This is a genomic window from Arthrobacter sp. ZBG10, assembly GCF_001238605.1.
In the GTDB taxonomy this organism is placed as follows: domain Bacteria; phylum Actinomycetota; class Actinomycetes; order Actinomycetales; family Micrococcaceae; genus Arthrobacter.
The window spans coordinates 17,249-42,187 of record NZ_LFQH01000009.1; the positions used below are offsets into that span (position 1 = coordinate 17,249).

A 24,939-nucleotide genomic window follows, 5' to 3' on the forward strand; every position below is an offset into this window, starting at 1 on the left:
GGTCCGGGTGGGCCTCACTGGTGCGCGGTGAACTTCCCCTCAATGAAGGCCAGGAGCGGCCGGGAGTTGAGGCAGACCAGGAACACCACGGCCCCGGCGATGACCGGCAGCAGGTACGCCGTGGAAATGAGCAGCAGGAATCCGGCCACAAACAGGATGCCCGCGTTGCCCAGTGACACCCGTTTCCGGGCCCCGATGCTGTACAAGGACAGCCGGTAAAGATCCCGCACCCGGAATGTGAACCGGGACAGCAGCAACAGGGCAGTGGCCGCCGCCGTCAGGACCAGCAGCCCAAGCCCCACCAGGCCGATCCGGGCACCGCCGGCCACCGGGGCCGCGGCGTCCCCGCCCGGCAGCACCAGGAGGTTGAACCCGACGACGGCGAGCACCGCCAGGTACGGCAGCCAGACCAGGAGTGCCTGGCCGGCGTTCCGGCGGTAGCCGCGGACGAAGTCCCGGAACACGCCGGTGTCCTGCCCGGCCAGCAGGCGGTTAAACGCGTACATGGCCGCCACGACTGCGGGCCCCACGGGGATGCAGGCCAGGATCAGCAGCAGGGGCTGGAATCCCAGCAGAGGCACCAGCAGGAGCAGAGCGTTGGCTGCCACCAGGAGGATGGAGCCCATCATCACACCGGCAACGGTTCCGGCCACCCTGAACAGGGGGCCGGAACCGTACTCCGTCTTCTTCGCAACCACGCGCTGCCTTTCGGTTACCGCCGGAAGCCGCGCGCCGCCGTCGTCCGTCCTACTTCTTGTCCGCGTACGCCTTGTACGCCTTGTTGGCCAACTCTACGTATTTGGACATGCCCTTGGCGTCCAGCTCCTTGAGGTAGGCATCGAACTCGCCCAGGCTGCGCTGGCCCGTGATGAACTTCAGCGTGTTTTGCTTGACGTGGTCCTTGAGCGGTGTGAGCACCAGGGTGGCTTGTTCACGGTCCACGTCGCTGAACGGGACCGGCGGCGCCACGGCCTTGGGCTTTTTGGCCTGCATCGCCTTTTGGAAGGCCAGCTCCTCCTCGTTAAAGGTGGACTGCAGCAGGTCGGTGGTGCCGCCGTAGGCAAAGTTGCCGCCGGAGAAACCATAGTCAACGCGGAGGTCCTTGGTGCCGGCCGGGTTCAGGCCCTGGAAGTTGATGTCTGCCGCGGGCTTGCGCTTACCGCCCTCCTTGGTGAATGTGGTTCCTTCCACGCCCCACTTGGCGAACTCCTGGCCGGCGTCGCTGTAGAAAAGCCAGTCCAGGTACTGCATCAGGGCCACAAAGCTGTCTTTGTCCTTGACGGACGAGTTCAGCATGATGCCGTTTTCCAGCCGGGAGCCGCCGATGATGTCGCCCGCCGGCCCGCCGGGTACGGTGATCTTGCGGACGGAGAAGTTGCCCTTGCCCAGGGACTGCTCCATGGACGTGCGGTAGGTGATGATGTTTTGGGAGTTGGCGCTGATAACAAACGACTTGCCCGAGGTGAACTTCTGGATGGCGGAATCGTCGGTCTGGGTGAAGCTTTCCGGGTCCATCAGGCCCTCGGACACCAGGGAGTTGAAGTACGTCACCAGCTCCTTGAACTGGGAGTTGCCGGCGCCGAAGCTGAACTCCTTGGCGGACTCGTCGAAGCTCAGCCCGTCCACCAGGCCCCAGCCGGCCACGGTGCCGAACGCGCTGCCGGCGATGTTCAGGACGCTGTTGCCGTTGAACCGGTCCGAGAACGGCACCACGTCCGGGTACGCCTTTTTCAGCTTCCGCAGCACCTCACGGAACTCGTCCCAGGTTTTGGGTTCGGCAATGCTTTCCTTTTCCAGGATGTCCGTGCGGAATGCCAGCGTGTAGTCCGGCCACAGTTCCTCATGCAGGCCGGGCAAGACGTAGTATTTCCCGTCCTCCTGTGTCAGGCCGGCGATCTCCGCCTCCAGCTTCCACTTCTTCACCTTGTCCTGGAAGTGCGGCATCAGGTCGACGTAGTCGCTCACCGGCAGGACGGCGCCGGACGAGACGTAGGCGCTCTCCTGGCCGGGGTAGGTTTTGGCGATGATTTCCGGGGCGCTGCCGGAGCTGATCAGGAGGCTGCGCTTTTGCTCGTAGTCGCTGCTGGGGACGATGGTGGTCTCCAGGGTGACGTTGTTGTCCGACGCCATTTTGGTGAACAGCAGCCAGTCCTTCTTATACGGGTAGGTGGGCTGGTCGCTGAAAAGGAAGGTGAAGCTCAGCGGCACCGTCGCCTTGAACGTATCCCCCACCCCAAAGCTGTCCATCGCGCCGTTGCGGGCCTTGGTGGTGTCAACCTTGCTGCCGGAATCGGAGTCACAGCCGGCGGCCACCAGGCCAAAAGCTGCCAGTGCGGACAGGCCGAGGAAATCTCGTCTGCGGATCATGGGCTTTCCTTTCGTAAGGGGTTATTCCTTGACGGAACCGAGCATGACGCCCGAGAAGAAGTACTTCTGCACAAACGGGTAGACACAAAGGATGGGGATAACGGTCAGGACGATGGTGACGGATTGGATGTTGGCCGCAATCTGGCCCACGTTTTCCGCCGTCCCGCCCGCGGATCCTGCGGTGGTGACCCCGGCGATCATGTTGCGCAGGTAGATGGTCACCGGGAACAGGTCCGGGTTGTCCAGGTAGAGGAAGGCCTGGAACCAGGAGTTCCAGTTGGCCACTGCGTAAAACAGGACCATGGTGGCCACAATCGCCTTGCTCAGTGGAAGTACCACCCTGAACAGCACGCCGTACTGGGTGAGGCCGTCAATCGCGGCGGCTTCCTCCAGTTCACGCGGCATGTTCTCAAAAAACGACTTCATGATCAGGAGGTTGAAGACGCTGATGGCGTTGGGCAGCACCACGGCCCACAGGGTGTCCCGCATGCCCAGCGAGCTGATCAGCACGTAGTTGGGGATCAGCCCGCCGTTGAAGAACATGGTGAACACTGCGATGCCGATAAAAACGCTGCGGCCTTTGAGGTCCTTCTTGGCGATGGCGTACGCGAAGCTGGTGGTGAGCACCATGGAGATGGTGGTGGCCACGACCGTGTACAGCACCGTGTTGCCGTAGTTGTTCCAGAACGTGGAGTCGGCCAGGATCAGCCGGTACGTCTCCACGTTGAAGCCCATGGGGAACAGGTTGACCTGCCCGGCGTTGATAAAGCCTTCGCTGGAAAAGCTCTGGGCCACGATGTTCAGGAACGGGTACACGGTCAGGAACAGCACGGCCAGCAGGAAGACCAGGTTCACGCCCCGGAAGACCCACATGCTGCGGGAAACCTTCATGTCCTTGACCAGGACTCCCGTGTCCCTACCGGCCCGGTTCCGCTTCAGGAGGGTGTCCTTCATGGTTGCCCCTTTCACCACAGGCTCGTTCCTGCGAGCCGCTTGGAGATCGCGTTCGCGGAGAGGATCAGCGTCAGGCCGATCACGGATTCAAACATTCCGATCGCTGCGGCGTAGCTGAAGTTGCTCGATTCCAGGCCCACCCGGTACAGGTAGGTTGAGATGACATCGGAGGTTTCGTAGTTGAGCGGGTTGTAGATCAACAGGATCTTCTCGAAGCCCACAGCCATGAACGTGCCGATGTTCAGGATCAGCAGGGTGATGATGGTGGGGCGGATGGCCGGGAGCGTGACGTGCCAGGTTTGCTGCCACCGGTTGGCGCCGTCGATCCGGGCCGCCTCGTATAGGGATTCGTCCACCCGGGTCAGCGCCGCAAGGTAGAGGATGGCGCCCCAGCCCATGGTTTGCCACACCTCGGAGCTGATGTACATGGGCCGGAACCAGCCCGCGTCCTGGGTGAAGTTCACGGTGGTGCCAAAGAGGGAATTGGCCACCTGGTTCACCGTGCCGGTCATGGAGAAGTTCTGCAGGATCATGCCCGCGATGATCACCACGGACATAAAGTGCGGCAGGTACGCCACGGTCTGGACCAGCTTCTTGAACTTCTGCGAGCGCAGTTCATTGAGCATCAGCGCGAAGATGATGGGCATGGGGAAGCAAAAGAGCAGGGTCAGGACGCCGAGGATGATGGTGTTCTGGAAGGCCTGCCAGAAGCTGGGATCGTTGATGAACAAGGTGACGTACTTCAGGCCCACCCATTTTTCGCCGAAGATGCTGCCGCCGGGCTGGAACTGGCGGAATGCGATCACGTTCCCGGCCATGGGGAGGTAGCGGAACACCGCAAAGTAGATCAGCGGCAGCAGAACCAGGGTGTAGAGCCGCCAGTCACGGGTGATGGCGACTTTCCAGCTGCCGGGTTTGTTGCGGCGGCCGCCGTTCCTGTTTTTGCCGCCTTTGCCGGGCGGGTCTGCGGTGACCGCTTCGGGGGGAATTTCCAATCGCATGGCCATGGTGCCTCCTAGCGGGCCGTCTGTGGGGTGGGTTCGTCGATGACCAGGACGCCGTTCGCGGCCAGTTCCACCCTGCCGCTGACAGGGTTCCCGGTAATGAGGTCGGTGCCGCCGGCCTGCAGGTCAACCAGAGCCGGGGCATCGTTGTGGTTGAGGACCAGGAGGTAGCTGCGTGCAGTACCAGTACGACGCCGGACCTGGACTCCCGGAGGTGCCTGAAGTTCCGGGCGGATTCCGGCAGCCTGGCGTTCGGTTGCGAGCAGGTCCGCCAGGTAGGAGTCGTCTACCCTGGCTGACAGATACAGGGCAGTTCCTTTGCCGAACGAGTTGCGGGTGACCGCGGGAAAACCTTCCAGCCGGCCGGAGCCGTAACTGGCCAGGACGTCAGCGGACTCGGCGTGCAGGTGCTCGGTCCAGTAACCGGCGGAGGCGGTGCCGCCGTCGGCCGTGCGCAGTTTTACTTCCTCCCCCTCGCCAGCCAGCGGATGCAGTTCCTCGCTCCAGGCGCCCAGGACCGTGCGGAGGGCTCCCGGGTAGCCGCCCAAGCGGATGGTGTTGTCCTGGTCCACCATGCCGGACAGGTAGCTGGCCACCAGGCGTCCGCCGCCGGCCACGTAGTCCTCGATCCGCTGCGCGGCACCATCCGTCAGTAAATACGTGGCGGGCAGGACCACCAGGCTGTACGGGGTGAGGTCACTTTTGGTGTCCACAAAGTCCACGGTGATGTTGGCGTCGAAGAACGGCCGGTACAGGCGGAGTACTTCCTGCGCATAGTTAAGGTCGGAACGCGGCGAATTCCCCAGCTCCAGGGCCCACCAACAGTCCCAGTCGAAGACCACTGCCACCTTCGCAGCGGACCGCGTTCCGGCGATGCCGCCAAGGCTCTTCAACTCCTGGCCCAGTCCGCAGACTTCGCGGAACACCCGGGTGTTGGGACCGGCGTGGTTGACCATGCCGGAGTGGTACCGCTCGGTGCCGCCCTTGGCCTGCCGCCACTGGAAAAACAGGATGGAGTCGGCGCCCTGGGCGATGGCCTGGTAGGAGCCAAGCCGCATTTTGCCCGGCAGCTTGGACACGTTCACGGACCACTGGCTGACAGCGGCGGTGGCCTGTTCCATGACCAGCCACGGCTGGCCTTTGCGCAGCGAGCGCATCAGGTCGAAGTTCAGGGCCGCCGCCACGTGGGCGTCTTCCTCCCGCGGGTCCGGGTAGATATCCAGGGCCACGGAGTCCTCCTCGGCTGCCCAGGCCCAGTAGTCGTTGTTTTTGTAGAAGCGCATGAAGTTGGTGACGATGGGCAGGTCCGGGGTGTGCGTGCGCAGGATGTCCCGCTCCGCCTTGTAGTGGGCCAGCATGCTGTCCGACGTGAACCGGTGGTAGTCCAGCCTGCGTGACGGGTTGGACCAGGTGCGGGGCTGGGCCGGCGCGTTGACCTGGGCCCAGTCCGAGTAGACCTGGCCCCACACATCCGTGCTCCAGGCCTGGTTGAGCCGGTCCATGCTGCCGTACTTCTCCTGCAGCCAGATCCGGAATGCCCGGTCCGCGTGCGGGCCGTAGGACACGGGACCGTATTCGTTGTTGACGTGCCACATGCACAGCGCGGGGTGCGTGGCGTACCGCTCCCCCATGGTTTGCGCCATGGCCAGTGATTTGGCCCGGTACACAGGATGCGAAACGTCGAAGTGCTGCCGGGAGCCGAACCCGAAGGTGGACCCGTCCGCCAGGACCGGGAGGATGTCAGGGTGCTGGGTAATCAGCCAGGCGGGCGGCACGGCGTCCGGGGTGGCCAGGTCCACGCCGATGCCGTTGGCGTGCAGGAGGTCCATCACCTCATCCAGCCAGCCGAAGTCGTAGATACCGTCCGCCGTTTCAAGCCTGCTCCACGAGAACACTGCGAGGGTGACCAGGTTGACGCCGGCTTCCTTCATCAGGCGGACGTCCTCATCCCAGAGCTCGCGGGGCCACTGCTCGGGGTTGTAGTCCCCGCCGTAGGCGATGCCGCCGAGCCGCTGATGCAGGGCCTTGAGTCTTTGTTCCGGGGTGCTGCTGCGTGGCTCGCTGGTCATCATTGTCCTTTGGTTGGCATGTGGCCGCCGGCATCCCGGCCATGCGACCTGCATCACAAGAAAGAAACTATCGTAAAGTTTACGCAATAACAACAGTCTGCGGCGAAAGCAACCGCTTTCGAGATGACCCCAGGTTCCCGCGGGACCGCCGGTCGGGAACCTTCGGCGTTGCATCAGGACCTGCGCAGACCATCCCGCCATCAACCGCCCGGCACTTCCGGTTTCGCGGAATGGGTGGAAACTATCGGAATCGTTCGCTTGAGACGAGGAACACCCGCCCGCACCTTGCCGCGAAGACCCTGCGGGAGGATACTTGTTAGCGAAGCTAATTAGCATTGCTAACGATTATCGCCAGGAGGCGCACCCGCGGATATGGCCGGCACTGACACCACGATTTCCCCGATTCAAGACACCCCTCCTGCGGACAGCCCGCAGGACAGCCTGGCCATCGAGCTCCGGACCGCCGTGATGCGGACATCCCGCCGTCTCCGCATCGAGGCCACCGGCGATGCCATCACCCCTGGCCAGTACACCGTGCTGGCCCACCTGAACGGCAACGGCCCCTTCACCCTGCGCGGCCTGGCGGACCTCGAACATGTCCAGGCGCCGTCCATGACCCGGATCGTCAACGCCCTCGCCGACCAGGAGTTTGTCTCCCGGCAGGTCCACCCGGACGACGGCCGGCAGGTGAACATCACCATCACCGGCGCCGGCCGGGCCGTCCTCGCCGAGGCGAGGGAGCAGCGGACTGCGTGGCTGGCACAGCGGGTCGCAGGCCTGAGTGACGAGGACCGGGGCGTCCTTAGCCGGGCCGCCCAGCTGATGCAGGAAATGAGCGGCAAATGAGCGCCATGTTCCGGGCCCTGGAAAACCCCAACTACCGGATCTGGGCGGGCGGGGCGCTGGTGTCAAACATCGGCACCTGGATGCAGCGCGTGGCCCAGGACTGGCTGGTCCTGACAGTCCTGACCAACCATTCCGGCGCCGCAGTGGGCATCACCACCGGCCTGCAGTTCCTGCCCATGCTGCTCCTGGGACCTTACGGCGGGGTGCTGGCCGACAGGTACCGCAAACGCGTCATCCTGCTCTGGACCCAGCTGGCCATGGGCCTGACCGGCCTGGCCATCGGCCTGTTGGTGGTCACCGGCACAGCCCAGCTCTGGCACGCGTATGTGGCCGCCCTGTGCCTGGGCATCGCCAGCGCCATCGATGCACCCGCACGCCAGGCTTTTGTCTCGGAGCTGGTGGGCCAGGACAACATCGCCAACGCCGTGGCCCTGAACTCCGCTTCCTTCAACACCGCAAGGCTCACCGGCCCCGCCATCGCCGGTGTGCTGATCGCCTGGGTGGGCACCGGCCCGGTGTTCCTGATCAACGCCGCAAGCTTCGCCGCGGTCATCTTCTCGCTGTTCCGGATCCGCACCTCGGAACTGGCGCCGCCTGCCCCCGTCAGCCGCAGCAAACACCAAGTGGCCGAGGGCATTGCCTACGTCCGGCGCCGCCCGGACCTGGTGCTGATCATGGTGCTGGTGGGGATCCTGGGCGCCTTCGGCATGAACTTCCCCATCACCAACGCGCTGATGGCCACCACGGAATTCCGGATGGGACCCGGCGAGTTCGGCCTGCTGGGCTCCATCATGGCCGTGGGTACGCTGGCCGGTGCGCTGCTGGCGGCACGCCGGTCCGGGCCACGGCTCCGCCTGCTCCTGGGCGGCGCCCTGGGCCTTGGCTTCTTCACCATCCTGGGCAGCGTATCGCCGACATTCTGGCTGTACGCCGTCATCCTGATCCCGGTGGGCCTGGCGTCCATCACGTTCCTGAACAGCTGCAACACCAGCATCCAGCTTTCCGTGGAACCGCAGTTCCGCGGCCGGGTCCTGGCGCTCTACCTGGCCATCCTGCAGGGCGGCACCGCCCTGGGCGCCCCGCTGATGGGTTGGATCGGATCCGAGTTCGGCGCCCGCTGGTCGGTGGCCGCCGGCGGCATCATCGTGCTGCTGACCGCGCTCGTTGCAGTAATCGTAGTCAGCCGGCGCAACCACCTCACGCTGCGCACCACGCTCCGCTCCGCCATCAAACGGGCACCCGCGGTTTAGTTACGCACGACGGCGGCACCCGGCCACCGCTTCCCCGCCACCTTCCCAACGTGGCTGGCCCAGCGCGCCGGATCCCGCCGTCGTACTGCTGCTGCTTCCTGTCCCGGCGCTTCAGAGGCGCTGGGAAAGGTTGAGGATGTTCCCTTCGCTGTCCAGGAACCAGGCGGATTTGCCCCATTCATTGGCAACCACGCCGTTCTCCGTCTTCAGCCCGGGGAAGTCGTACTCCTCGAAGGTGACACCACGTCCGCGGAGTTCCTCCATGTCGCGTTCCAGGTTGTCCGTCTCCCACCCCATCTGGGTGTTCTTCGCCGAACCGGCGTTTTCAGTCTGGTAGATCAGGAAGCCGGTGCCACCGCCGGCCGTGTACATCAGGCTGTCCTCCTCCATTGACCCGGACGGCTCCATTCCCAACTTGTCCCGGTAGAAATCCTTGGCCCTGTTGATGTCCTTGGCCGCGAGGACCGCCATGATATTTGAATCCTTCAGCATGATGATTTCCTTTGTGCTTTTTCGCTCCGGCGGTTCTGCGCGCCCCCTGTTGCGGCCCCCTGCCGGGCCGCGTCGCCGCCCGTTCCGCCGACTGCCGGGGCGGCCACTTGGGACCCGGGCGCCCGGTACGGCCGTCATTGGCCGGCATCGTGGCGCGGGAATCCCCGTAGCTTATGAGGCCATTATGGAACTGAACGGGCTGCGGCGATATAGGGAATTTATGCGGCACTTGCCATCTGGCCGCGCCGGGCGCGGCGCCCTGCGGCAACCCGCACCCTGATGTGCGGGGAATCCCCTAAATGCGGCGCTTTTTCCCGGTTCCGCCGGATCATTTTCCGCGCACTATTTACCTATGTGGTCCCTCAATCGCGTGATTCCGGCACTCCGGTCCTGGTGGTGCCTTCCCGGGCAGGCACCTGTTTCCAGCACCGGGGAGCTACCCCCGGACCAGGTGGTGGTGTTTGTCCACGGCATGGGCAAGGCGCTGAAGGGCGGGACGCTGCAGGAATGGGCACAGCCGCTGGCGCAGAGCTTCCGCGACTACGCACTGGACGATGTGGGCTGCCTGACGTGTGCGCCGCTGATCATCACCGACGCCTCCGCCGTGATCGATACTCCCTCTATCGGCGCCCGCGTCCTGCGCCGCCACAACCCAGGCCCCGGGGCGGAGCACCACCCCGAATACGCCACCATCCTGATCACCGAGGCCTCCTGGGGCGCGGACTTCGTTCCCGCCACCGCCACGGACACGTATTCGTGGGCCTGGACCATGATGCCGAAGGTTTACGGCCGGTCCATGGAGCTCCTGTGGTGGAACCTTTATGCGGGGCGTCCGTCCCGCAGCAATCCCTTCTGGTTGCTCAAGCGCATCAAACAGGTCATCCTGTCTGCCAGCACCGCCGTTCTGGGTTTTGTGGTCCTGATTCCGGGTTTGGCCCTGCTGGGAGTGGTGATCTTCCTGGCAAACGTGCCCGGCCTGGGCCGCTTCGTGGGAGCTTTCGTCGGCCTGTTCGCCGAGTTTCTTGGTGATCCCCAGGTGTGGCTCCGCCGGCCGCTGCAAGCTGCGGCAATGCGCCAGCGCATTATCCGGACCCTTTCCCCCTGGAATGCCCTGGGCATCCCGATCACGTTGGTGGCGCACAGCCAGGGTGCAGCAGTGAGTGCCCAGGTCCTCTTCCAGAAAGGGCTGAGTGGCTGCAGCGCCCAAGTGACCAACTTCGTCACCGTAGGCAGTGGAGTGGGCCTACTGGGGTACGCCAAATGGGGCGGCAACGGAACAGATCCCGTTGCGGACTGGATGCACAACACCAGGTTCCGCTGGATCAACATGTGGGGAAAGTTCGATTTTGTCCCCGCAGGTCCCATCAGCACGGATCACAACGGCACGCGGCCTGTGTTCGAGAACCTGTTTGACCGGAACAATCCCAAAAACCCCGCCCCAGGGCCCGGTCCCGAGGAACACGCCATCTACAACCGGGCAGCCCTGATTTACGATCACATCGTCTATTCGCGGAACCGGGTCGAGGTCATCGACCCACTGGCACGGCTCATCCTGCCGCCAGTGCTGGGCGGCGGAGCGCCGGCGCCCGCCCCCGTAGGCATCCCGATCGGCGACCCTACGGACCGGAGGCTCCGTCCCCACCGGGTCATGGTCAAAAGCCTGGCGGCTACCCGGGCCTTGGCATTTATTGCCGGGGTGGGGCTTGCCCCGCCCCTCATGTCGTGGCTGAGCACGTTGAAGCCGCTGCAGGCGGCACTGCAGTGCAGCCCGGCGGACGGTGCGGAGGTGCAGTGGTGGCTAGCCTGGTTCTGCTCCTACGGTGGCTTCAGCTGGCAGGCGCCCGGCACCTGGCCGTCCAACGCTGTGGCAGCAGCGCTCATCGCTGCCTTTTACATCGCGGTACTCAACGGCCCTCTGTGGAACTGGCTGCACGGGCTGGTAGAGCGGCGCAGGAAAAGAACCCTTTCTCAGCTGAGGCCGAACCGGAAACCTGGTGACCTGCCCCGCCGGGGCCCGCTGACCGACGCCGGGAACCCTTGGCCGTGGGTGTGGCTTTATGCGGCTGGTGTGTGGACAGCTACGCTGCTGCCGCTGTATTTCGTGGCGGGCCCCACCATGGCCGCCGTGGGCGTGGGAACCGTCCTCGTACTGGTCTATGAAAGCAACCGGGGCACCGGCGTCGAACCGCTGGCCTCCCGGCCCCCGCGCCAGCCCTAGGGTTTGCAGAAGACCCGCCGTACGGCGCAGAGCGTCAGCTTGAAGGCCTTGGCACCCTGCTTGACCAGCCCGGCGTCGGCCTCCAGGATTTGCGCCTGCCCACGCGCATTCTGGATCGCCGCCAGCGGCGGAAGGTCCGCCGCGGACTGCCGGGCCGCCTGCCAGGAGGTGGCGCACTTGCCGGCACCGAAGGAGAGGCCAAGCCCGGTTTTAAGCGTCTTTCCGGTATCCCAGGTTGCAACATCGGAGGCCCCCGCAGCAGCTGCCTTGTAAACGGCCTCCGTGCAATCCCACACCGCCTTCCGGCCCGGGGAGCCGCGGGCGAACAGGTACTTGGTCCCGGCTTTCGCGGCCTTTGCGGTTCCCTGTTCAAGCCAGGCACCGCCGGTCCAGGCCAGTGACAAAAACGGATCCAGCAACCAGGACAGGCCCTCCGCCGTCCCGATGGGGACCGAAACTGTTTCGCCGGGGACCATAAATGCCGACAAATGCAGCTTCTTTTCGAACGCCATCTGGTGGAACAACACCATCGTGTCCGTTGGCGCCACCGGTGTGACGGTGGTTTTGTCAGGACTGTAGAAGGCCCACACCATTTTGGAGTTGTTGGTGATCCGCAGCGTTGCCCCATCCGCGCAGGCAACGATCTGGTCCAGGTAGGGGCGTTCCGCGTCGGATTCCGGCACGGGAAACTGCCGACGGGGCCACAGCAACTGGCACCCTGGGTCGGGGCTGCCCGGTGCCAGCGCGGCCTGGCCGGCGGAGTTCGGAGCAGGTCCCACTGTCTTTGCTTTGGTGGCCGTCGCCTGCGTCTGCGCATCCAGGAAAGCCGCCTCATTGGCGCCGGCCGTCCCTTCCGCCACGGGTTGGCCAACGTTTTCCGGCCCGGCGCCGGCGGGTTCCGCAGCGCTGCAGCCGGCCACGGCAACGACAACAACCAGAACCAGCGAAGGCACAAGGACCAAGCGGGGCCGTGGTGGTTTTATCCGCTGGTCCTTGCCTTGTTTTTGATGGGACCGTTCCTGGGAAACGCCGCCGAACCACATCCGGATCGCCTTCTTACGCTGTGCCGCCCGTCATGCCGTGGGCACACAGTACTCCGGGGCCTTGTGGTGCGCAATGACAGGCGCTGAATCGCCGGAAAACCCAGGTTTCAGGAATCCGGCCAGCTTCTTGCCCCTCATGGCGTGCCGCGAATCGCCATTGACAGCAAAACTTTGTCATGACAAAGTTCCACAAGTATTAGAGCGCTCCATTTATTGCCCCGGCAACCGCAACTGAAGGAACCAATGAAGATTTCGATGAACTCAACTGCCGCGTTCCATGGCACCACTTTGCGCGATATTGCCGTGGCCAAAGCGGCGGGCTATGACGCGGTGGAGTTGCAGACCCCAAAGCTGTTCCGTTTCCTCGATGCCGGCTATACCGCCCAGGACCTGTTGCCCGCCCTGGCTGGATTCCCGGTTTCCGGTGTGGGGGCAATCCAGGAGGCGCCGGACCAGGACTTCATCCGGGACGCCACCCGGCTGGCCCAGGTGGCGCAAGTGGTGGGTGCGCCCTTCGTCCAGATGTGCACAGGCCCCGTGGACGTCCGCGTGGTGCACGATTTCAAGGCCGGGATCCTGGCCCCCGGAGATGCCCGCTTCCGCAGCACACTGGGCATGGATGAAAAGGACGCCCTCGCCGATACCGCCCGGCGGGTGGCCCTGGCTGCCGACATTGCGGCCGACCACGGCGTTGGCCTCTACCTTGAGCCGCTGGCCTGGGCTCCTGTCAACCGGCTGGCCCAGGCCCTGCAGATTCTCGAAACCATTGACCGGCCCAACGCAAAGCTGTGCGTGGATTTCTGGCATTTCTGGGTCACCGGCGACACCGTGGAGCAAGTCGCTGCCCTTCCGGCAGAGATCATTGCCGCTGTCCACGTTTGTGATGGCCTGCCGGTTGCAGCCGGCGACGTCCCGGACCAGTCCTCTTCACGCAACGTATGGACCGGAGCCGGGAACATTCCGCTGCAGGAATGGGTGGACGCCACCAAGGCGACCGGCTTCGACGGCTGGTACTGCCCCGAGATCTTCTGCGACAAGGTGGCGGAGCAGGACGACGTCCTGGTCGCATCGTCGCTGCGCAACACCGTGGCCATGCTGCTGGCATAGCGCCGCGGCTCAGCCCCTGATTTCCGCCATCCGGAGCCGGACAATCTCAGCCACCACGCTGTCCGGAACGGGATGTTCGGGTGAGAAACGGATGGTCCCCCTGGACAGCGAAAACCCTTCCAGCGTTCCGGCAACGGCAGCCACTACGGAACCCGAGAACGGGTAAATAGACAGATGCCTGGCTGCTGCCACCACGGCGATGAGGGGCTTACCGTCCAGTTTCAGTGCCGGCATGCCGTAGCTGACCCCTTCGCTTGCCTCCGGTGCCAGGTCATAGGCGATCCGGATTACCCGCTCAAGGCAACCGCGGCCCGGCTCCGGCATCGCTGCCAACGCCTCGGCCACGGTCCCCACAAGTCAGCCCTTTTTCCTGGCCGCCACGGTGCCGGCCAGCGATGCAAGGCCGCGCTCGAAGTCCGAGCCCACCATCTTGTCCATGTTCACGAAGAACGCGAAGATTTTGGCAGCTCCCTTGTTCTCGCCGGTCATCCGCCACTGGACTTCGGTGCCGCCGGGAACGGAGGTGAACGTGAAGGTGGTGGGGTTCAGGGCCTTGAACGGCTTGGTGAACTGCAGCCGGACCTTGACGGTACTGTCCGGCACGGACTCCACGATCTCCATGGTGCCGCTGCCGGCCTTGCGGTTGCCGCTCCACTCATAACCGGCACCCACACCGGTGTCGGGTCCGAAATACCGCCGGTCCATGCCGGGGTCCACGCTCTCCCAGGGCGACCAGGCGGTCCACTCGCGGAAGCTGTTGACCAGCGGAAATATCTCCTTGGCGCTGGCAGGAATGACCGCACTGCGGCGGACTTCATAGGTAGACATAAGGCAAGCATAGGAGCCGGTCCCGCTCTTGGGTAGGTGCGTGCAGGACGCTTCCCGGCCGTCAGCCGAGGACGATATTCACCGGCTCTTTTCCGTCCTTCAGCAGGTCGATCTGCTGCCGGATCAGCCGGACCATCCGAGGGAACATGGCCGTGCTGGCGCCACCCACGTGCGGGGTGATCAGCACGCCGGGGGTGGTCCACAACGGGTGGTCCGCAGGCAGCGGTTCGGGATCCGTGACGTCGAGCGCCGCCCGGAGCCGGCCGGACTGCGTTTCGGCCAGCAGCGCCGCCGTGTCAGCCACCGGTCCGCGGGCCACATTCACCAGCAGGGCACCGTCCGGCATGGCCGCCAGGAACCTTGCATCCACCAGGTGCCGGGTCGCATCGCTGAGCGGAACGCTGACCACCACAATCTCGTGCAGCGGCAGTTGCCGGTACAGGGAGTCGATGCCGTGGATTTTCCCGGCAGGTTCGTCCCGCTCACGGCTGGCCAGGCGGGTAACCTCAGCTTCAAACGGCAGGAGCCGGTCCTCGATGGCCTTGCCCACTCCCCCGTAGCCCACCAGCAGCACGCGGCGGTCCGCGAGGCTGGGCCGCATGGAGCTGTCCCACGTGCCCGACGCCTGGTTCCGGGCGAAATCGGGAATCCCCCGCTGGCTGGCGATCATCATTCCCAAGGCGAGTTCCGCCGTCGACGTCTCGTGGACGCTGGCTGCGTTGGCGAAACGGCAACCGTCCGGCAGGACGGAAGCGACGCCGTCGTACCCGATGGACTGGCTCTGCACCAGCCGCACGTCGACGCCGTTGAGCGCGGCGAGCCCGGCAGGCTTGCCCATGTACGGCGGCACCAGAAGGTCCAGGCGTCCCTCAGGCGCGGTCCCCGAGAGGTCCCACTGGATGAATTCGACGCCGTCAACCGGCTCGAGTGCCGCAAGGAGGCGTTCATCGGGCAGGCTCACCCGCAGCGCCGTCACGCAGCCACCGTCCCATGCCCGATTGCCGCCATATCCACTGCGCGCATGGCGCCTCCCTGGTCCTGTTGCCCCGGCCCGGGCGACCGGAGCTTCCTCCCCTCCAACGTACCGGCAGGGCGGCCACATACGCCGCTTGGGTCCGTATGACGGCGCGTAACGCCGCCCGGCGTCATACGCCCATCGGCGCCGGGAATCCTGTAAATTTAAGGGAGGAATTGACCGGCCAGCGAGCCGTCTTCCACCTCTCCCCCTGAATGGATCCCCCCTCCCATGTCGTCCGCGATTTCCGCGCCGGAAAATACCCGTTTCCCGTACGCCCCGTTGCTGGTGCTGGCCACCATCGCCTTCACCGCCATCACCACCGAACTCCTGCCGTCCGGCCTGTTGCCCCAGATCAGTGCGGGCCTGGACGTGTCCGAGCCGGTGGCCGGCTATCTTGCCGCCGCCTACGCCGCGGTGATTGTGGTGACGGTGGTGCCGGCGGCCCGGCTGCTGGCCCGGATTCCCCGGCATACGCTGCTGGTGGCGCTGGTGCTGACGTTCGCGCTGAGCAACGCGATGGTGGCCCTGGCTCCGGATTTCACCGCAGCCATGGTGGCGCGGCTGATCGGCGGACTGGCGCACGGGCTGCTGTGGACCACCATGGCGCCGTTTGTCACCCGCGTGGTGCCGGCGGACAAAGTGGGCAAGGCCCTGGCCATCGTGTTCAGCGGCAACAGCCTGGGCCTGGCCATCGGCGCGCCCGTGGGCACGGCGCTGGGCACGCTGGTGGGCTGGCGGTCGGCGTTCCTGGTACTGGCCGGATTCGGCCTGCTCCTGACGGTGCTGGCGTTTTTCCTGCTGCCGCGGGTCCAGCGCATCCCGGATGCCGTCCGCCCCTCCCTCCGCAAGGCCATCGCCCAGCCCGGAGTGAAAGCCATTGCCATCGCCTGGCCGCTGCTGGTCCTGGCGCACTTCGCGCTGTTCACCTACATTGCCCCGTTCATCCGCGCAGCCGGTTTCCCCGACTACGCCATCAGCCTGTCCCTGACCGTCCTGGGGCTCGCCGGCCTGCTGGGCATCTGGATCGCCGGCCTCACCGTTGATTCGCGGCCGCGCCGTTCGTTGCTGATCACGACGGCGGCCATCGCCGTCTCGATGGCTTTCCTGCCGCTGGCGGTGGGCAACTTTGTGGTGGCCCTGATCCTCATGACCGTCTGGGGTGCCGGTATCGGCGCGATCGGGATCTACAACCAGTCCGCCATCCTGCGCGCCGGCGGCGAATACCAGGAGGCCGCCAACGGGCTCACCGTCCTGACCATCCAGCTGGGCATCACCATCGGTGCCCTGTACGGGTCGGCAGCGCTGGTGGCGGGCGGGCCGCTGCTGGTCCCGGTCGCCGCCGCCCTGCCGGTTGTGGTGGCGCTGGCCATCGCGTTCGGCGGGAAACGGCACGCGTACCCGGCCGGGCCGCGGGAGCGGTTGTGGCTGGATCCGCGGCCGGTCCAGGGCAGCGCCCGCGACGAGACGCAGGCACCTACCTCCTAGCCTCGGGCCCAGCCCGCTATCGTCTGCTACCTATCCCAGTACCGCGCAGACGTCGGTTATCCTCCCCTGGATCTCCAGGGAGGTGAAGGTACTCCTGTTGGCCAGCAAGTCGAAGGCGCTGCGGCCCTTGATGACGTAGCTGATGGGTCCTGCCGGCTTGTCATCAGGGAAAAGGATGATGAGGGCCGAGCCGCGGATGACGGAGCTGAAGGTCCCATCGGTGTTGGGGATGGTCACCTGGCTGGAGCCGCTGGAACGAACAAAATATGTTTTGTTGGTGGCGAGGTTGGTGAAGGTCAGGTCGTAGCCCCGGCCCGTGGTCAGCTCCCGTACTACGTCACCGTTCCGATCGAGCAGCTCCCTGACCCGTCCGGTGGCGCCGGAGGCCTCCACCCGCAGGTCGAAACCGGCGCAGGCGACACCGGCAGGAAAGTCGTAGGAGAAACTTTCTGCCATGGGAGTGCCCGGCTGCGGCGGAACCGCACCGGCCGCCGTCGGGATGGCTGCGAGTGCGGCGGCGAGCAGGGTGGTATGGGCAAAACGGCGTGCTGTGGTGGTTTTCATAACGGGCTCCGATTTTTACCGGCGGCCTTGCTGGCCGCAGTCAGATAACTGGCCGCGCCGCCGGACCGTCCAGCTGCAGAGCTGCGGGCGCTCAACGCCGGGATCCGTGTCCGGTCCTGGACACCCACCGGCAAAACAGTTCAACGTGTACGCGAGTGAGACTACTCAGAAGCTCCGCAGAGTCAACAATCACTTACTACACCCAACCCCTTGATAGGTGACCATATGGTCACCTATCCTGGGGAGTATGGATGATGTGTTCAAGGCACTCGCCGACCCCACCCGCAGGGATCTGCTCGATGCGCTGTTCCGCGAGGACGGGCAACCACTGGGGGCCCTCGAGTCGCACTTCACCATGACCCGTTTCGGGATCGCCAAGCACCTCCGCATCCTTGAGGGTGCGGGCCTGGTGGTGACCCGCCGTCGGGGGCGGGAAAAGCTGCATTTCCTCAACCCCGTTCCCATCCGGCTGGTCCACGACCGCTGGGTCAGCAAATTCGCTGCACCATGGGCAGCTGCCCTCAGCGACCTCAAATCCAGATTGGAAAGTCCCATGGAAAAAATCTTCGAAATCTACATCAAAACCACGCCGGAACGGCTGTGGGAAGCGATCACGGACAGCAATATCCGCAGCCAGTACCAGTTCGGCAACACCCTCGAAGCGGACTGGACGCCCGGCGGAAAATTTGTGATGTCGAACGGCGGCGCACGCCTTGGCGAGGGAGTGAACCTGGAGGTCGACCCGCCCCGCAGGCTGGTCCAGACCATGCAGGCCCTGTGGGGCGAGGACGTCAAGGCCGAGGGCTCCTCCACCATCACGTGGGAAATCGAGCCCGTCGGCGATTCCTGCCGCCTCATCGTCACCCACAGCGACCTCCGCGACGGCGCCAACGACCAGCTTTACGGCGGCTGGCCCATGATCCTCTCCGGCCTGAAAACGTGGCTGGAAACCGGGGAGAAACTCACCACGCCTGGGTCCCTGCTGTATACGTAACGGCCGACGGCGGTCAGCCGCGGCGGGTGCCGTCCCAGCCGCGGCGGCGCATCCTCCTGCCGGCCAGCATGTTCCAGCCTCCCAGCATCACACCAAGGAACACGGCCACCACACCGGCGAAGAACCAACCGTCACGGCCAAAGATCATCAGCGCCACACCGAGCAGGCCCAGCCCCTTGGCGGCAATGTCCAGATACAGCGTTGCCCTCGGGAAGTCCATGCTTCCACGGTAACCCCCCGGTGCCCGCCAAGGGGCTTGACCTTCGGTCAGTCAGTGCGTTGACGCCACAGCAGGGTCACGCCGAACGTGACCGCGCACAACACCAGCATGGCCAGCACCATCCGCGCCCAGCTGGCCTGGTCCACGCCGCCGCCGGCAAACACCCCGATCAGCACCGTGGCGGTAATGGCGCCCACGTACCGGCACGTCTGGAAGATCCCCGCGGCCACGCCCCGTTCCTGCGGCCGGGTGGATACAAACATGCCCTGGTTGGAGGCGATGCTGACGGTCCCGTACGGGATACCCATCAAAGCCGCCAGCACCACCACCACCGGGATGGCCAGGGTGCCGGTCAGCAGCCACTTCAGCCCGGCCACAGCGGAGAGGAGGACGACGCCGGCAATCAGCACCCGGCGCACGCCGAATTTCCCGATGGCCTTCACGGCCCAAGGTGTGGCCACCACGGACATGGTCGCCAGGGGCAGCATCAGCAGGCCCACGACGCCGGGTGCGTACCCGCCCGCTTCCTGCAGCAGCTGGGGCAGGCCAAAAAACACAAAGTAGTACACGCTGCTGAACACCGCGAAGCCCAGGTACACAAGCAGCAGGGGCTTGTTCCGGCCCAGCAGCCGGAGGTCCAGGAACGGCGGGCTGAAGCGGAGTTCGCGCCACGCAAAGAGGCCGGCGAGGGCTGTTCCGGCGGCCAGCATCCACCAGCGGTACCCGGGAGCAACGTTCAGGGCGGCCATCATCACCAGGAGCAGCGCACCGATGAAGGCCAGGATTCCGGGAAGGTCGGAGTCCCGCAGCAGCGAGGCCACGCTGCCGCGCTCGCGGACCTCATCCGCCGGCGCTGCCTGCCGCACCATCAGCAGGGCAGCCACAGCCAGCGGCACATTGATGAGGAACAACGCCTCCCAACCCACAAAACCCACCAGCAACCCGCCCACCACGGGCCCCACGGCCGCGGCGGACGTATTGGCCATCTGCAGCCTGCCCAATGGTTTGGCCGATTCGACCCTGGCCTGTTGGGCGATGGCGCCCACCATCACCACGGCGCTGGGATACGCGGTGGCGGTGCCCAGTGCCATCACTGCCCGGGCCACGCACAGCAGCGCGAAGTTCGGGGCCAGCGGCGCCAGCACGCAGGTGACGGCCACCAGCCCCATGCCGAGCATAAACATCCGCCGCGGCCCGAACCGGTCCGCGAGCCTGCCCATCACGGGCTGCCCGGCAGCCGATGCCAGGTAGAAGGAGGTGACCACCCAGGTCACCGCGGCCACATCCAAACCGAAGTCGGCGCGCAGCACCACCAAGGCCACAGCGATCATGGACGAGTTCAGCGGGTTCAGCGAGGCGCCCAGGCTGAGGCCGGCGAGGGCCAGGGAGGGCCGCGGTTTGTTGCTCACGGTAACAGTCTGGCAGGCAGGTCAGCAGGCGACGCGCAAAGTACCTTGCCGCTTTGCGCGTCGGGGGCTGACGATGCGCGTCCCGCTCAGACGCACGCCTGCGGATTGCCGTGCGGCAACGCCGTTCCGGCGATAAGCCACGCGGCCCCGTCCCAGACCACGGTGTAGGCGATGCGCCAGTCGGAGCATGTCTGGCCCGCCACCCCGTGCGCTGCGTCCTGCCGGGTCCTCAGGCTGACGTTGGCCACCAGGGAATCGCCGGTTCCGGTCACGTTCACCACGTCCAGCTTGGTCCAATATGAGGAACCGAGCCCTTTGCTCCACTCCGCCTCACCGCCGAAGCTGGCCCCCAGTTCCGGCGTGAACTGCTTGAAGGCAGCAGAATATGCGCCACGGTTGATTCCCTGGCCGTGCAGCAGCAGGGCCTGGCCGATGTTGGTCGCCTGATCGTGGTTGGAACTGATGGTCATGGGAAAAAAGCCGGAGTTCGGCGCCGGCGCGTTCCCGCACGTGACCGGCGCCCGCACCACCCCGCGAAGCTGCCATTCCGCGACTGCTTCCGCCGCCCTGGGGGCAGCGACCGCGTACGACATGCCCTCGGCGCCAACGGTCCCCGCGCTGATGATGCCCGTAACGAAACCCTGCTCATCCAGCAGGGGTCCGCCACTGTTTCCCGGGTTGATGGCTGCATCCGTCTGGATCATGTTTCCAATCCGTCCGCTGCCAAAGTTCACCTCACGGTCCAGGCCGCTCACAATCCCCCGGGTCAGGGTGAGTGGCTCCCCCAACGGGAAACCCAGGGCGGCGACATCGGTCCCGATGGGCGGCTGGGCCTCCTGGAACTGAAGTTGATGGCCCGCGACGGGCCTGTTGATCCTGACCAATGCCAGGTCCGCCAGTTCGTTGAACCCCAGGACAACTCCTTCGACGGAAGGCTCACCACCGAAGGCAATGCTGATGGCGGACGCATCATCCACCACGTGGGCAGCGGTGACCACCAGGTCCGGCGCAATCAGGAACCCTGTGCCCGTTGCACTGAATTCGCAGCCCGTCACACTGAACTGCCCGACGCCGGACCGCACTTCCGCCACGACAGCCGGCCAGCCCTTCGGCGTAATGGCGGTGGGGGTGGGCCTAGGAGTTGGCGTGACCGACAGCGTTGGGGTGGGGCTGACGGACGGCGTGGGGGTTGGTGTCAGTGTTGGCCCCTGCTGCCCGCCGGCTTCAGGAACCTGCGTGGGAGCCTGCGGGGACGGGCTGCTGCATCCAGCCAACAGCAGGCCGGCCACAGCCACACCGGCGGCCGACTGCCACAGTCTGGTTGGGGGGTTCTCATTCGCCATTGAAGTTGTCCTGACGTTCAGCCGGCGGCCGCAGGAAGCGGTTGCCTTCAAATTAGCCGGGACAGTTCTGGAACCCCAAGCATTTGGGGTACCCGATTGTTTACGGAGTGACTACTTGTCCGCCCGGGTCATCCGGGCGTGGGGGCTGCGAGCGCCGCGTCCAGGAACGCCAGATGCGCCGGCCTGACCGGAACGGCGCTCCCGGCAAACTCCGGATGTTTCACCAGGAACTTCTTGATGAACGGGCATACCGGCACGATGCCCAGGCCGGCCTCCACCGTGGCGGTGAGCGCTACGGTGGCGAGCTGGCCGGCGAGGCCCTGTCCGCCGTATTCCTCGTTGATTACCGTATGGTAGAAAATCCGCTGACCCTGCCCGTCGCCGTCGTAATCCCTGTAGACGGCCTTTCCGATCACATTTCCGGCATCCAGGATTTCGAAGCGGTCGCGATCAGGGCGGTGACGGACGGAGATGGCACTCACGGGGGCTCCTTCAGGGACAGGGTACGGGCGTGCTTTGAAAAGCGTAACCCGCCCCGGCCGGGAGTTATTTCCGTGACCCGGCGCTCCGCGGCGGCACGTGATGACGTCCGCCGCAATGAAAGGATAATGAGGTCGTAGTGGCCGCCTTCCGCCAGGGAGGTGAGTATCTTGACCGTGTGCACCTGGCCCCAGCCAACCGGTGACTTCCGTCCCGAATCCTTGTAGTGTCGGCAAACGGAGAACATCCTGCGACAGGGAGCGGAGAAATGGCAGTCAGCGACGACGAAGCCCAGGTTTTGGACCAGTGGAGCCACCGGTTGGCGCAGGCCCTGCAAATCCTTGACCTGAAGGTGGACCAGGCACTCCTGCTGGATCTGGCCCGCGAATCGGCCGGCTCGGTGATCCATGCGGCCGCCCCCGTCACCACGTTCCTGGTGGGCTATGCAGCCGGGCTGGACGCCGGTTCCGGCAGTGCCGGATCCCGCGAGGCCTCCGCTGCCGCAGTGGAAAAGGCCGCCCGCACTGCGTTCCAGCTCTGCAGCCAAGGGCACGACGGCGGCCCGGCCGCGGGCGGTTGGGCCGATACCGCGCAGTAGAGCGCTGCGCCCCTTGTAGGCCTGCGCGCATCTTCCGGGCTTCCGCATGCGCCGGACCTCCCGGCCGGTCCGGCGCGCCGCGAAGGCGCCCCCGACTTCCGTGCTGCCCCCGGAGCCGGCCTGGGTGGATCAACCCCCGCCTGGGTGAATCCTGACGCGGTAGTTGTCATCTGGGCCGTAACGTTGTGGGACCAGTTCAACGCCATCCGGAACTACCGCACGAATGGCTCCCTGGACAGCGTGTAGCGGCAGGATCCGATGCCTGGAACCCGCTAGCCGCCCGCCGTCGGCTCCTCTTCCAGCGCCGGTACCGGCTGCAGGCGCACGACGACGGCTTTGGACGCCGGCGTCTGGCTCCCCTCCGCCACAAAATCCAGCGGCACCAGGACGTTGGCTTCCGGGTAGTAGGCGGCGGCGCAGCCCTTTGCCGACGGGTATGACACCAGCCGGTAGTTGCGCAGCACACGTTCCACGTTGTCGGCATACACACCGTGGACGTCCACGTGCTGGCCGTCCGCGAGGCCCAACTCGGCGAGGTCGTCGGGATTTACAAACACCACATCGCGGCCTTTCCGGATCCCGCGGTACCGGTCGTTATGGCCGTAGATGGTGGTGTTGAACTGGTCGTGGGAACGCATGCTCTGCAGGATCAAGGTGCCCGCAGGACGCTCCACGTGTTCGAGTTCATTGACCGTGAGGATCGCCTTGCCGGTGGGCGTACTGAAGGTCCGGGAATCGCGGGGGCCGTTGGGCAAAACGAACCCGCCCTTCTGCCGGATCTTAGTGTTGTAGTCACTGCACCCTGCCACCACGTGGGAAATGTGGTCCCGGATCAGGTCGTAGTCCGCTTCAAATCCTGCCCAGTCCGCCGAGGTCCTGTCCCCCACCACCGCGGCGGCAAGCCGGCAGACAATGGCCACCTCGGACAGCAGCCCCGGCGCCACCGGTTCCACCACGCCGTGGGAGGCATGGACGGCGCACACGGTGTCCTCCACGGAGACGAACTGCGGCCCGGATTTTTGCAGGTCGATTTCCGTCCTGCCCAGCGTGGGAAGGATCAGCGCTTCGGCACCGGTGACCGTGTGCGACCGGTTGAGTTTGGTGGAGATCTGCACCGAGAGGGCAGTCTTTTCCATGGCGGCCTCAGCCGCGGCCGTGTCTGAAATGGCGCCCACGAAGTTGCCGCCCATGCCCACAAATACATCCACGCCGCCGTCGCGCATTTGCCGGACGGTTTCCACGGCGTCAAAGCCGTGCTTGCGGGGCGGGTCGAAGCTGAACTCCTCGCCCAGGGCGTCCAGGAAGGCCGGCGGCATCTGCTCCCAGATGCCCATGGTCCTGTCCCCCTGGACGTTGCTGTGCCCGCGGATGGGTGAGGCCCCCGCGCCGGGCTTGCCCATGTTGCCGCGGAGCAGCAGCAGGTTGATGATTTCCTTAATGGTGGCCACGCCTTTTTTCTGCTGCGTGATGCCCATGGCCCAGGTGATGATCACTTTGTCCGCGGCAAGGTACCGTGCGGCCAGTTCGTCGATGTCCGCAGCCTGCAGCCCGGTGGCGGCCAGGACGGCGGCTTCGTCCAGCCCGGCAAGGTGGGCCCGGAGTTCGGCCAGGCCCTCGCAGTGCTCCGCCAGGAATTTGTGGTCCAGGACGGTTCCGGGATGGGCGTCTTCCGCATCGAGCACCCGTTTGGACACCGCCTGCAGCAGGGCCATGTCCCCGCCGATCCGGATCTGCAGGAACTGGTCCGCCAGCTCCGTGCCGCGGCCAATGATGCCCTTGACCTTCTGTGGGTTTTTGTACCGCATCAGTCCAGCCTCCGGCAGCGGGTTCACTGCCACGATCCGGCAACCTGCCTCCTTGGCCTCCTCCAGTGCGGTGAGCATCCGCGGATGGTTGGTGCCCGGGTTCTGGCCCATCACGATGATCAGGTCCGCTTTTTCGAAGTCGCCATAGGAGACGGTGGCCTTGCCGATCCCAATGGTCTGGCCCATGGCCCAGCCCGAGGATTCGTGGCACATGTTGGAGCAGTCGGGCAGGTTGTTGGTGCCGTATGCGCGGATGAACAGCTGGTAAAGGAACGCGGCCTCGTTTGAGGTGCGGCCGCTGGTGTAAAAGGCTGCCCGGTCCGGGCTGGGCAGGCTTGCAAGCTTGTCCGCCACGATGGTGAAGGCCTGCTCCCAGCTGACGGGTGTGTAATGGTCCGCCCCGGCCTTTTTGTACACGGGCTCGGTAAGCCGGCCCTGCATGCCCAGCCAGTATTCGGAGCGTTGCCGCAGTTCACTGACGGGGTGCTCCGCCCAGAAGCCGCTGTGGACCAGGACGGGTGTGGCTTCCCACGTCACGGCCTTGGCACCGTTTTCGCAGAACTCGAACGTTTTGCGGTGGTCCGGGTCCGGCCAGGCGCAGCTCATGCAGTCGAACCCGTCTTTTTGGTTCAACGCCAGCAGGGTTTTCCGTGCCCGGTCCACGCCCATGTGTGTCAGGGCGGGCTGCATCGAGTGGTAGACACCCGGCACGCCCGCTGCCCAGGCCTTGGGGTGGCCGGTGACCTCGATGCCGGACTCGTCGGCTTCATTGACCTTCGGGTTTTCGCGCTTCACGCTGCATGCTCCTTGGCTTGGTCCGGCCGCCGCCCTTCCGGACACCGCGG

The 24,939-nt window shown here is 65.4% G+C and carries 23 protein-coding genes; 7 read left to right on the forward strand and 16 right to left on the reverse strand.

The annotated features are described in order from the left end of the window. Positions 1-14 precede the first annotated feature (14 nt). The 5 genes from ACU18_RS02105 to ACU18_RS02125 all read right to left on the reverse strand — a co-directional run bounded on the left by ACU18_RS02105 (position 15) and on the right by ACU18_RS02125 (position 6,394). Complete coding sequence (locus ACU18_RS02105) at positions 15-698, reverse strand: YesL family protein (protein WP_050683888.1); 684 nt, start codon at positions 696-698, stop codon at positions 15-17. A gap of 49 nt (positions 699-747) precedes the next feature. Then, the gene (locus ACU18_RS02110; protein WP_050683889.1) at positions 748-2,367 is read right to left on the reverse strand and encodes an ABC transporter substrate-binding protein; all 1,620 of its coding nucleotides are present in this window, start codon (positions 2,365-2,367) and stop codon (positions 748-750) included. A 21-nt stretch (positions 2,368-2,388) separates the two neighbouring features. Continuing rightward, on the reverse strand, positions 2,389-3,258 hold the full coding sequence (locus ACU18_RS02115) for a carbohydrate ABC transporter permease (protein WP_157370876.1): 870 nt from the start codon (positions 3,256-3,258) through the stop codon (positions 2,389-2,391). A 74-nt stretch (positions 3,259-3,332) separates the two neighbouring features. Further along, a complete protein-coding gene (locus ACU18_RS02120) occupies positions 3,333-4,328 on the reverse strand; it encodes an ABC transporter permease (protein WP_050683890.1) in 996 nt (331 codons plus the stop codon). A gap of 8 nt (positions 4,329-4,336) precedes the next feature. After that, positions 4,337-6,394: a beta-galactosidase gene (locus ACU18_RS02125; protein ID WP_050683891.1), complete on the reverse strand. Its 2,058-nt coding sequence runs from the start codon at positions 6,392-6,394 to the stop codon at positions 4,337-4,339. A 372-nt stretch (positions 6,395-6,766) separates the two neighbouring features. On the opposite strand from ACU18_RS02125, the gene ACU18_RS02130 reads away from it, so the two are divergent. Next, positions 6,767-7,240: a MarR family winged helix-turn-helix transcriptional regulator gene (locus ACU18_RS02130; protein WP_050683892.1), complete on the forward strand. Its 474-nt coding sequence runs from the start codon at positions 6,767-6,769 to the stop codon at positions 7,238-7,240. Next, on the forward strand, positions 7,237-8,490 hold the full coding sequence (locus ACU18_RS02135) for an MFS transporter (protein ID WP_050683893.1): 1,254 nt from the start codon (positions 7,237-7,239) through the stop codon (positions 8,488-8,490). Before ACU18_RS02130 ends, ACU18_RS02135 begins: the two co-directional genes overlap by 4 nt. A 111-nt stretch (positions 8,491-8,601) precedes the next feature. Here the strand turns inward: ACU18_RS02135 and ACU18_RS02140 are convergent, their stop codons facing one another. Next, positions 8,602-8,982 carry a VOC family protein gene (locus ACU18_RS02140; RefSeq protein ID WP_050683894.1) on the reverse strand — a complete coding sequence of 127 codons (381 nt, stop codon included), beginning with the start codon at positions 8,980-8,982 and terminating at the stop codon, positions 8,602-8,604. Positions 8,983-9,334: 352 nt separating this feature from the next. On the opposite strand from ACU18_RS02140, the gene ACU18_RS02145 reads away from it, so the two are divergent. Continuing rightward, positions 9,335-11,200 carry a hypothetical protein gene (locus ACU18_RS02145; protein WP_050683895.1) on the forward strand — a complete coding sequence of 622 codons (1,866 nt, stop codon included), beginning with the start codon at positions 9,335-9,337 and terminating at the stop codon, positions 11,198-11,200. Here the strand turns inward: ACU18_RS02145 and ACU18_RS02150 are convergent. Then, a complete protein-coding gene (locus ACU18_RS02150; RefSeq protein ID WP_050683896.1) occupies positions 11,197-12,162 on the reverse strand; it encodes a hypothetical protein in 966 nt (321 codons plus the stop codon). The two genes, ACU18_RS02145 and ACU18_RS02150, sit on opposite strands and share 4 nt — an antisense overlap. Positions 12,163-12,486: 324 nt before the next feature. Here ACU18_RS02150 and ACU18_RS02155 point away from each other — a divergent pair, with 324 nt between their 5' ends. Beyond that, complete coding sequence (locus ACU18_RS02155; protein WP_050683897.1) at positions 12,487-13,350, forward strand: sugar phosphate isomerase/epimerase family protein; 864 nt, start codon at positions 12,487-12,489, stop codon at positions 13,348-13,350. Between the two features lie 9 nt (positions 13,351-13,359). On the opposite strand, the gene ACU18_RS02160 is transcribed toward ACU18_RS02155, so the two are convergent. The 3 genes from ACU18_RS02160 to ACU18_RS02170 form a co-directional block, all read right to left on the reverse strand. Then, positions 13,360-13,704, reverse strand: a complete 345-nt coding sequence (locus ACU18_RS02160; protein WP_050683898.1) for an iron chaperone — start codon at positions 13,702-13,704, stop codon at positions 13,360-13,362. Positions 13,705-13,707: 3 nt separating this feature from the next. Beyond that, entirely contained in the window at positions 13,708-14,178 is a 471-nt protein-coding gene (locus ACU18_RS02165; RefSeq protein ID WP_050683899.1) for an SRPBCC family protein, read from the reverse strand. 61 nt (positions 14,179-14,239) lie between these two features. Further along, positions 14,240-15,154 (reverse strand): 2-hydroxyacid dehydrogenase, encoded by a 915-nt coding sequence (locus ACU18_RS02170; protein ID WP_050683900.1) that lies wholly within the window; start codon positions 15,152-15,154, stop codon positions 14,240-14,242. 270 nt (positions 15,155-15,424) lie between these two features. Here ACU18_RS02170 and ACU18_RS02175 point away from each other — a divergent pair, with 270 nt between their 5' ends. Further along, on the forward strand, positions 15,425-16,681 hold the full coding sequence (locus ACU18_RS02175) for an MFS transporter (protein WP_050683901.1): 1,257 nt from the start codon (positions 15,425-15,427) through the stop codon (positions 16,679-16,681). A gap of 30 nt (positions 16,682-16,711) precedes the next feature. On the opposite strand, the gene ACU18_RS02180 is transcribed toward ACU18_RS02175, so the two are convergent. Continuing rightward, the gene (locus ACU18_RS02180; protein ID WP_050683902.1) at positions 16,712-17,245 is read right to left on the reverse strand and encodes a hypothetical protein; all 534 of its coding nucleotides are present in this window, start codon (positions 17,243-17,245) and stop codon (positions 16,712-16,714) included. 247 nt (positions 17,246-17,492) lie between these two features. Between ACU18_RS02180 and ACU18_RS02185 the strand changes: the two genes are divergently transcribed. Next, positions 17,493-18,239 carry an ArsR/SmtB family transcription factor gene (locus ACU18_RS02185; RefSeq protein ID WP_050683903.1) on the forward strand — a complete coding sequence of 249 codons (747 nt, stop codon included), beginning with the start codon at positions 17,493-17,495 and terminating at the stop codon, positions 18,237-18,239. Positions 18,240-18,252: 13 nt separating this feature from the next. Here the strand turns inward: ACU18_RS02185 and ACU18_RS02190 are convergent, their stop codons facing one another. From ACU18_RS02190 to ACU18_RS02205, 4 genes are all read right to left on the reverse strand, one after another. Next, the gene (locus tag ACU18_RS02190; RefSeq protein ID WP_050683904.1) at positions 18,253-18,459 is read right to left on the reverse strand and encodes a hypothetical protein; all 207 of its coding nucleotides are present in this window, start codon (positions 18,457-18,459) and stop codon (positions 18,253-18,255) included. A 47-nt stretch (positions 18,460-18,506) separates the two neighbouring features. Continuing rightward, on the reverse strand, positions 18,507-19,868 hold the full coding sequence (locus ACU18_RS02195; protein WP_050683905.1) for an MFS transporter: 1,362 nt from the start codon (positions 19,866-19,868) through the stop codon (positions 18,507-18,509). 86 nt (positions 19,869-19,954) lie between these two features. After that, positions 19,955-21,211: a S1C family serine protease gene (locus tag ACU18_RS02200; protein ID WP_050683906.1), complete on the reverse strand. Its 1,257-nt coding sequence runs from the start codon at positions 21,209-21,211 to the stop codon at positions 19,955-19,957. A gap of 128 nt (positions 21,212-21,339) precedes the next feature. Further along, the gene (locus ACU18_RS02205) at positions 21,340-21,693 is read right to left on the reverse strand and encodes a GNAT family N-acetyltransferase (RefSeq protein WP_050683907.1); all 354 of its coding nucleotides are present in this window, start codon (positions 21,691-21,693) and stop codon (positions 21,340-21,342) included. 266 nt (positions 21,694-21,959) lie between these two features. Here ACU18_RS02205 and ACU18_RS02210 point away from each other — a divergent pair, with 266 nt between their 5' ends. After that, positions 21,960-22,289 carry a DUF6457 domain-containing protein gene (locus ACU18_RS02210; protein WP_050683908.1) on the forward strand — a complete coding sequence of 110 codons (330 nt, stop codon included), beginning with the start codon at positions 21,960-21,962 and terminating at the stop codon, positions 22,287-22,289. A gap of 272 nt (positions 22,290-22,561) precedes the next feature. On the opposite strand, the gene ACU18_RS02215 is transcribed toward ACU18_RS02210, so the two are convergent. Then, positions 22,562-24,889 carry an FdhF/YdeP family oxidoreductase gene (locus ACU18_RS02215; protein WP_050683909.1) on the reverse strand — a complete coding sequence of 776 codons (2,328 nt, stop codon included), beginning with the start codon at positions 24,887-24,889 and terminating at the stop codon, positions 22,562-22,564. Between the last annotated feature and the right edge of the window lie 50 nt (positions 24,890-24,939).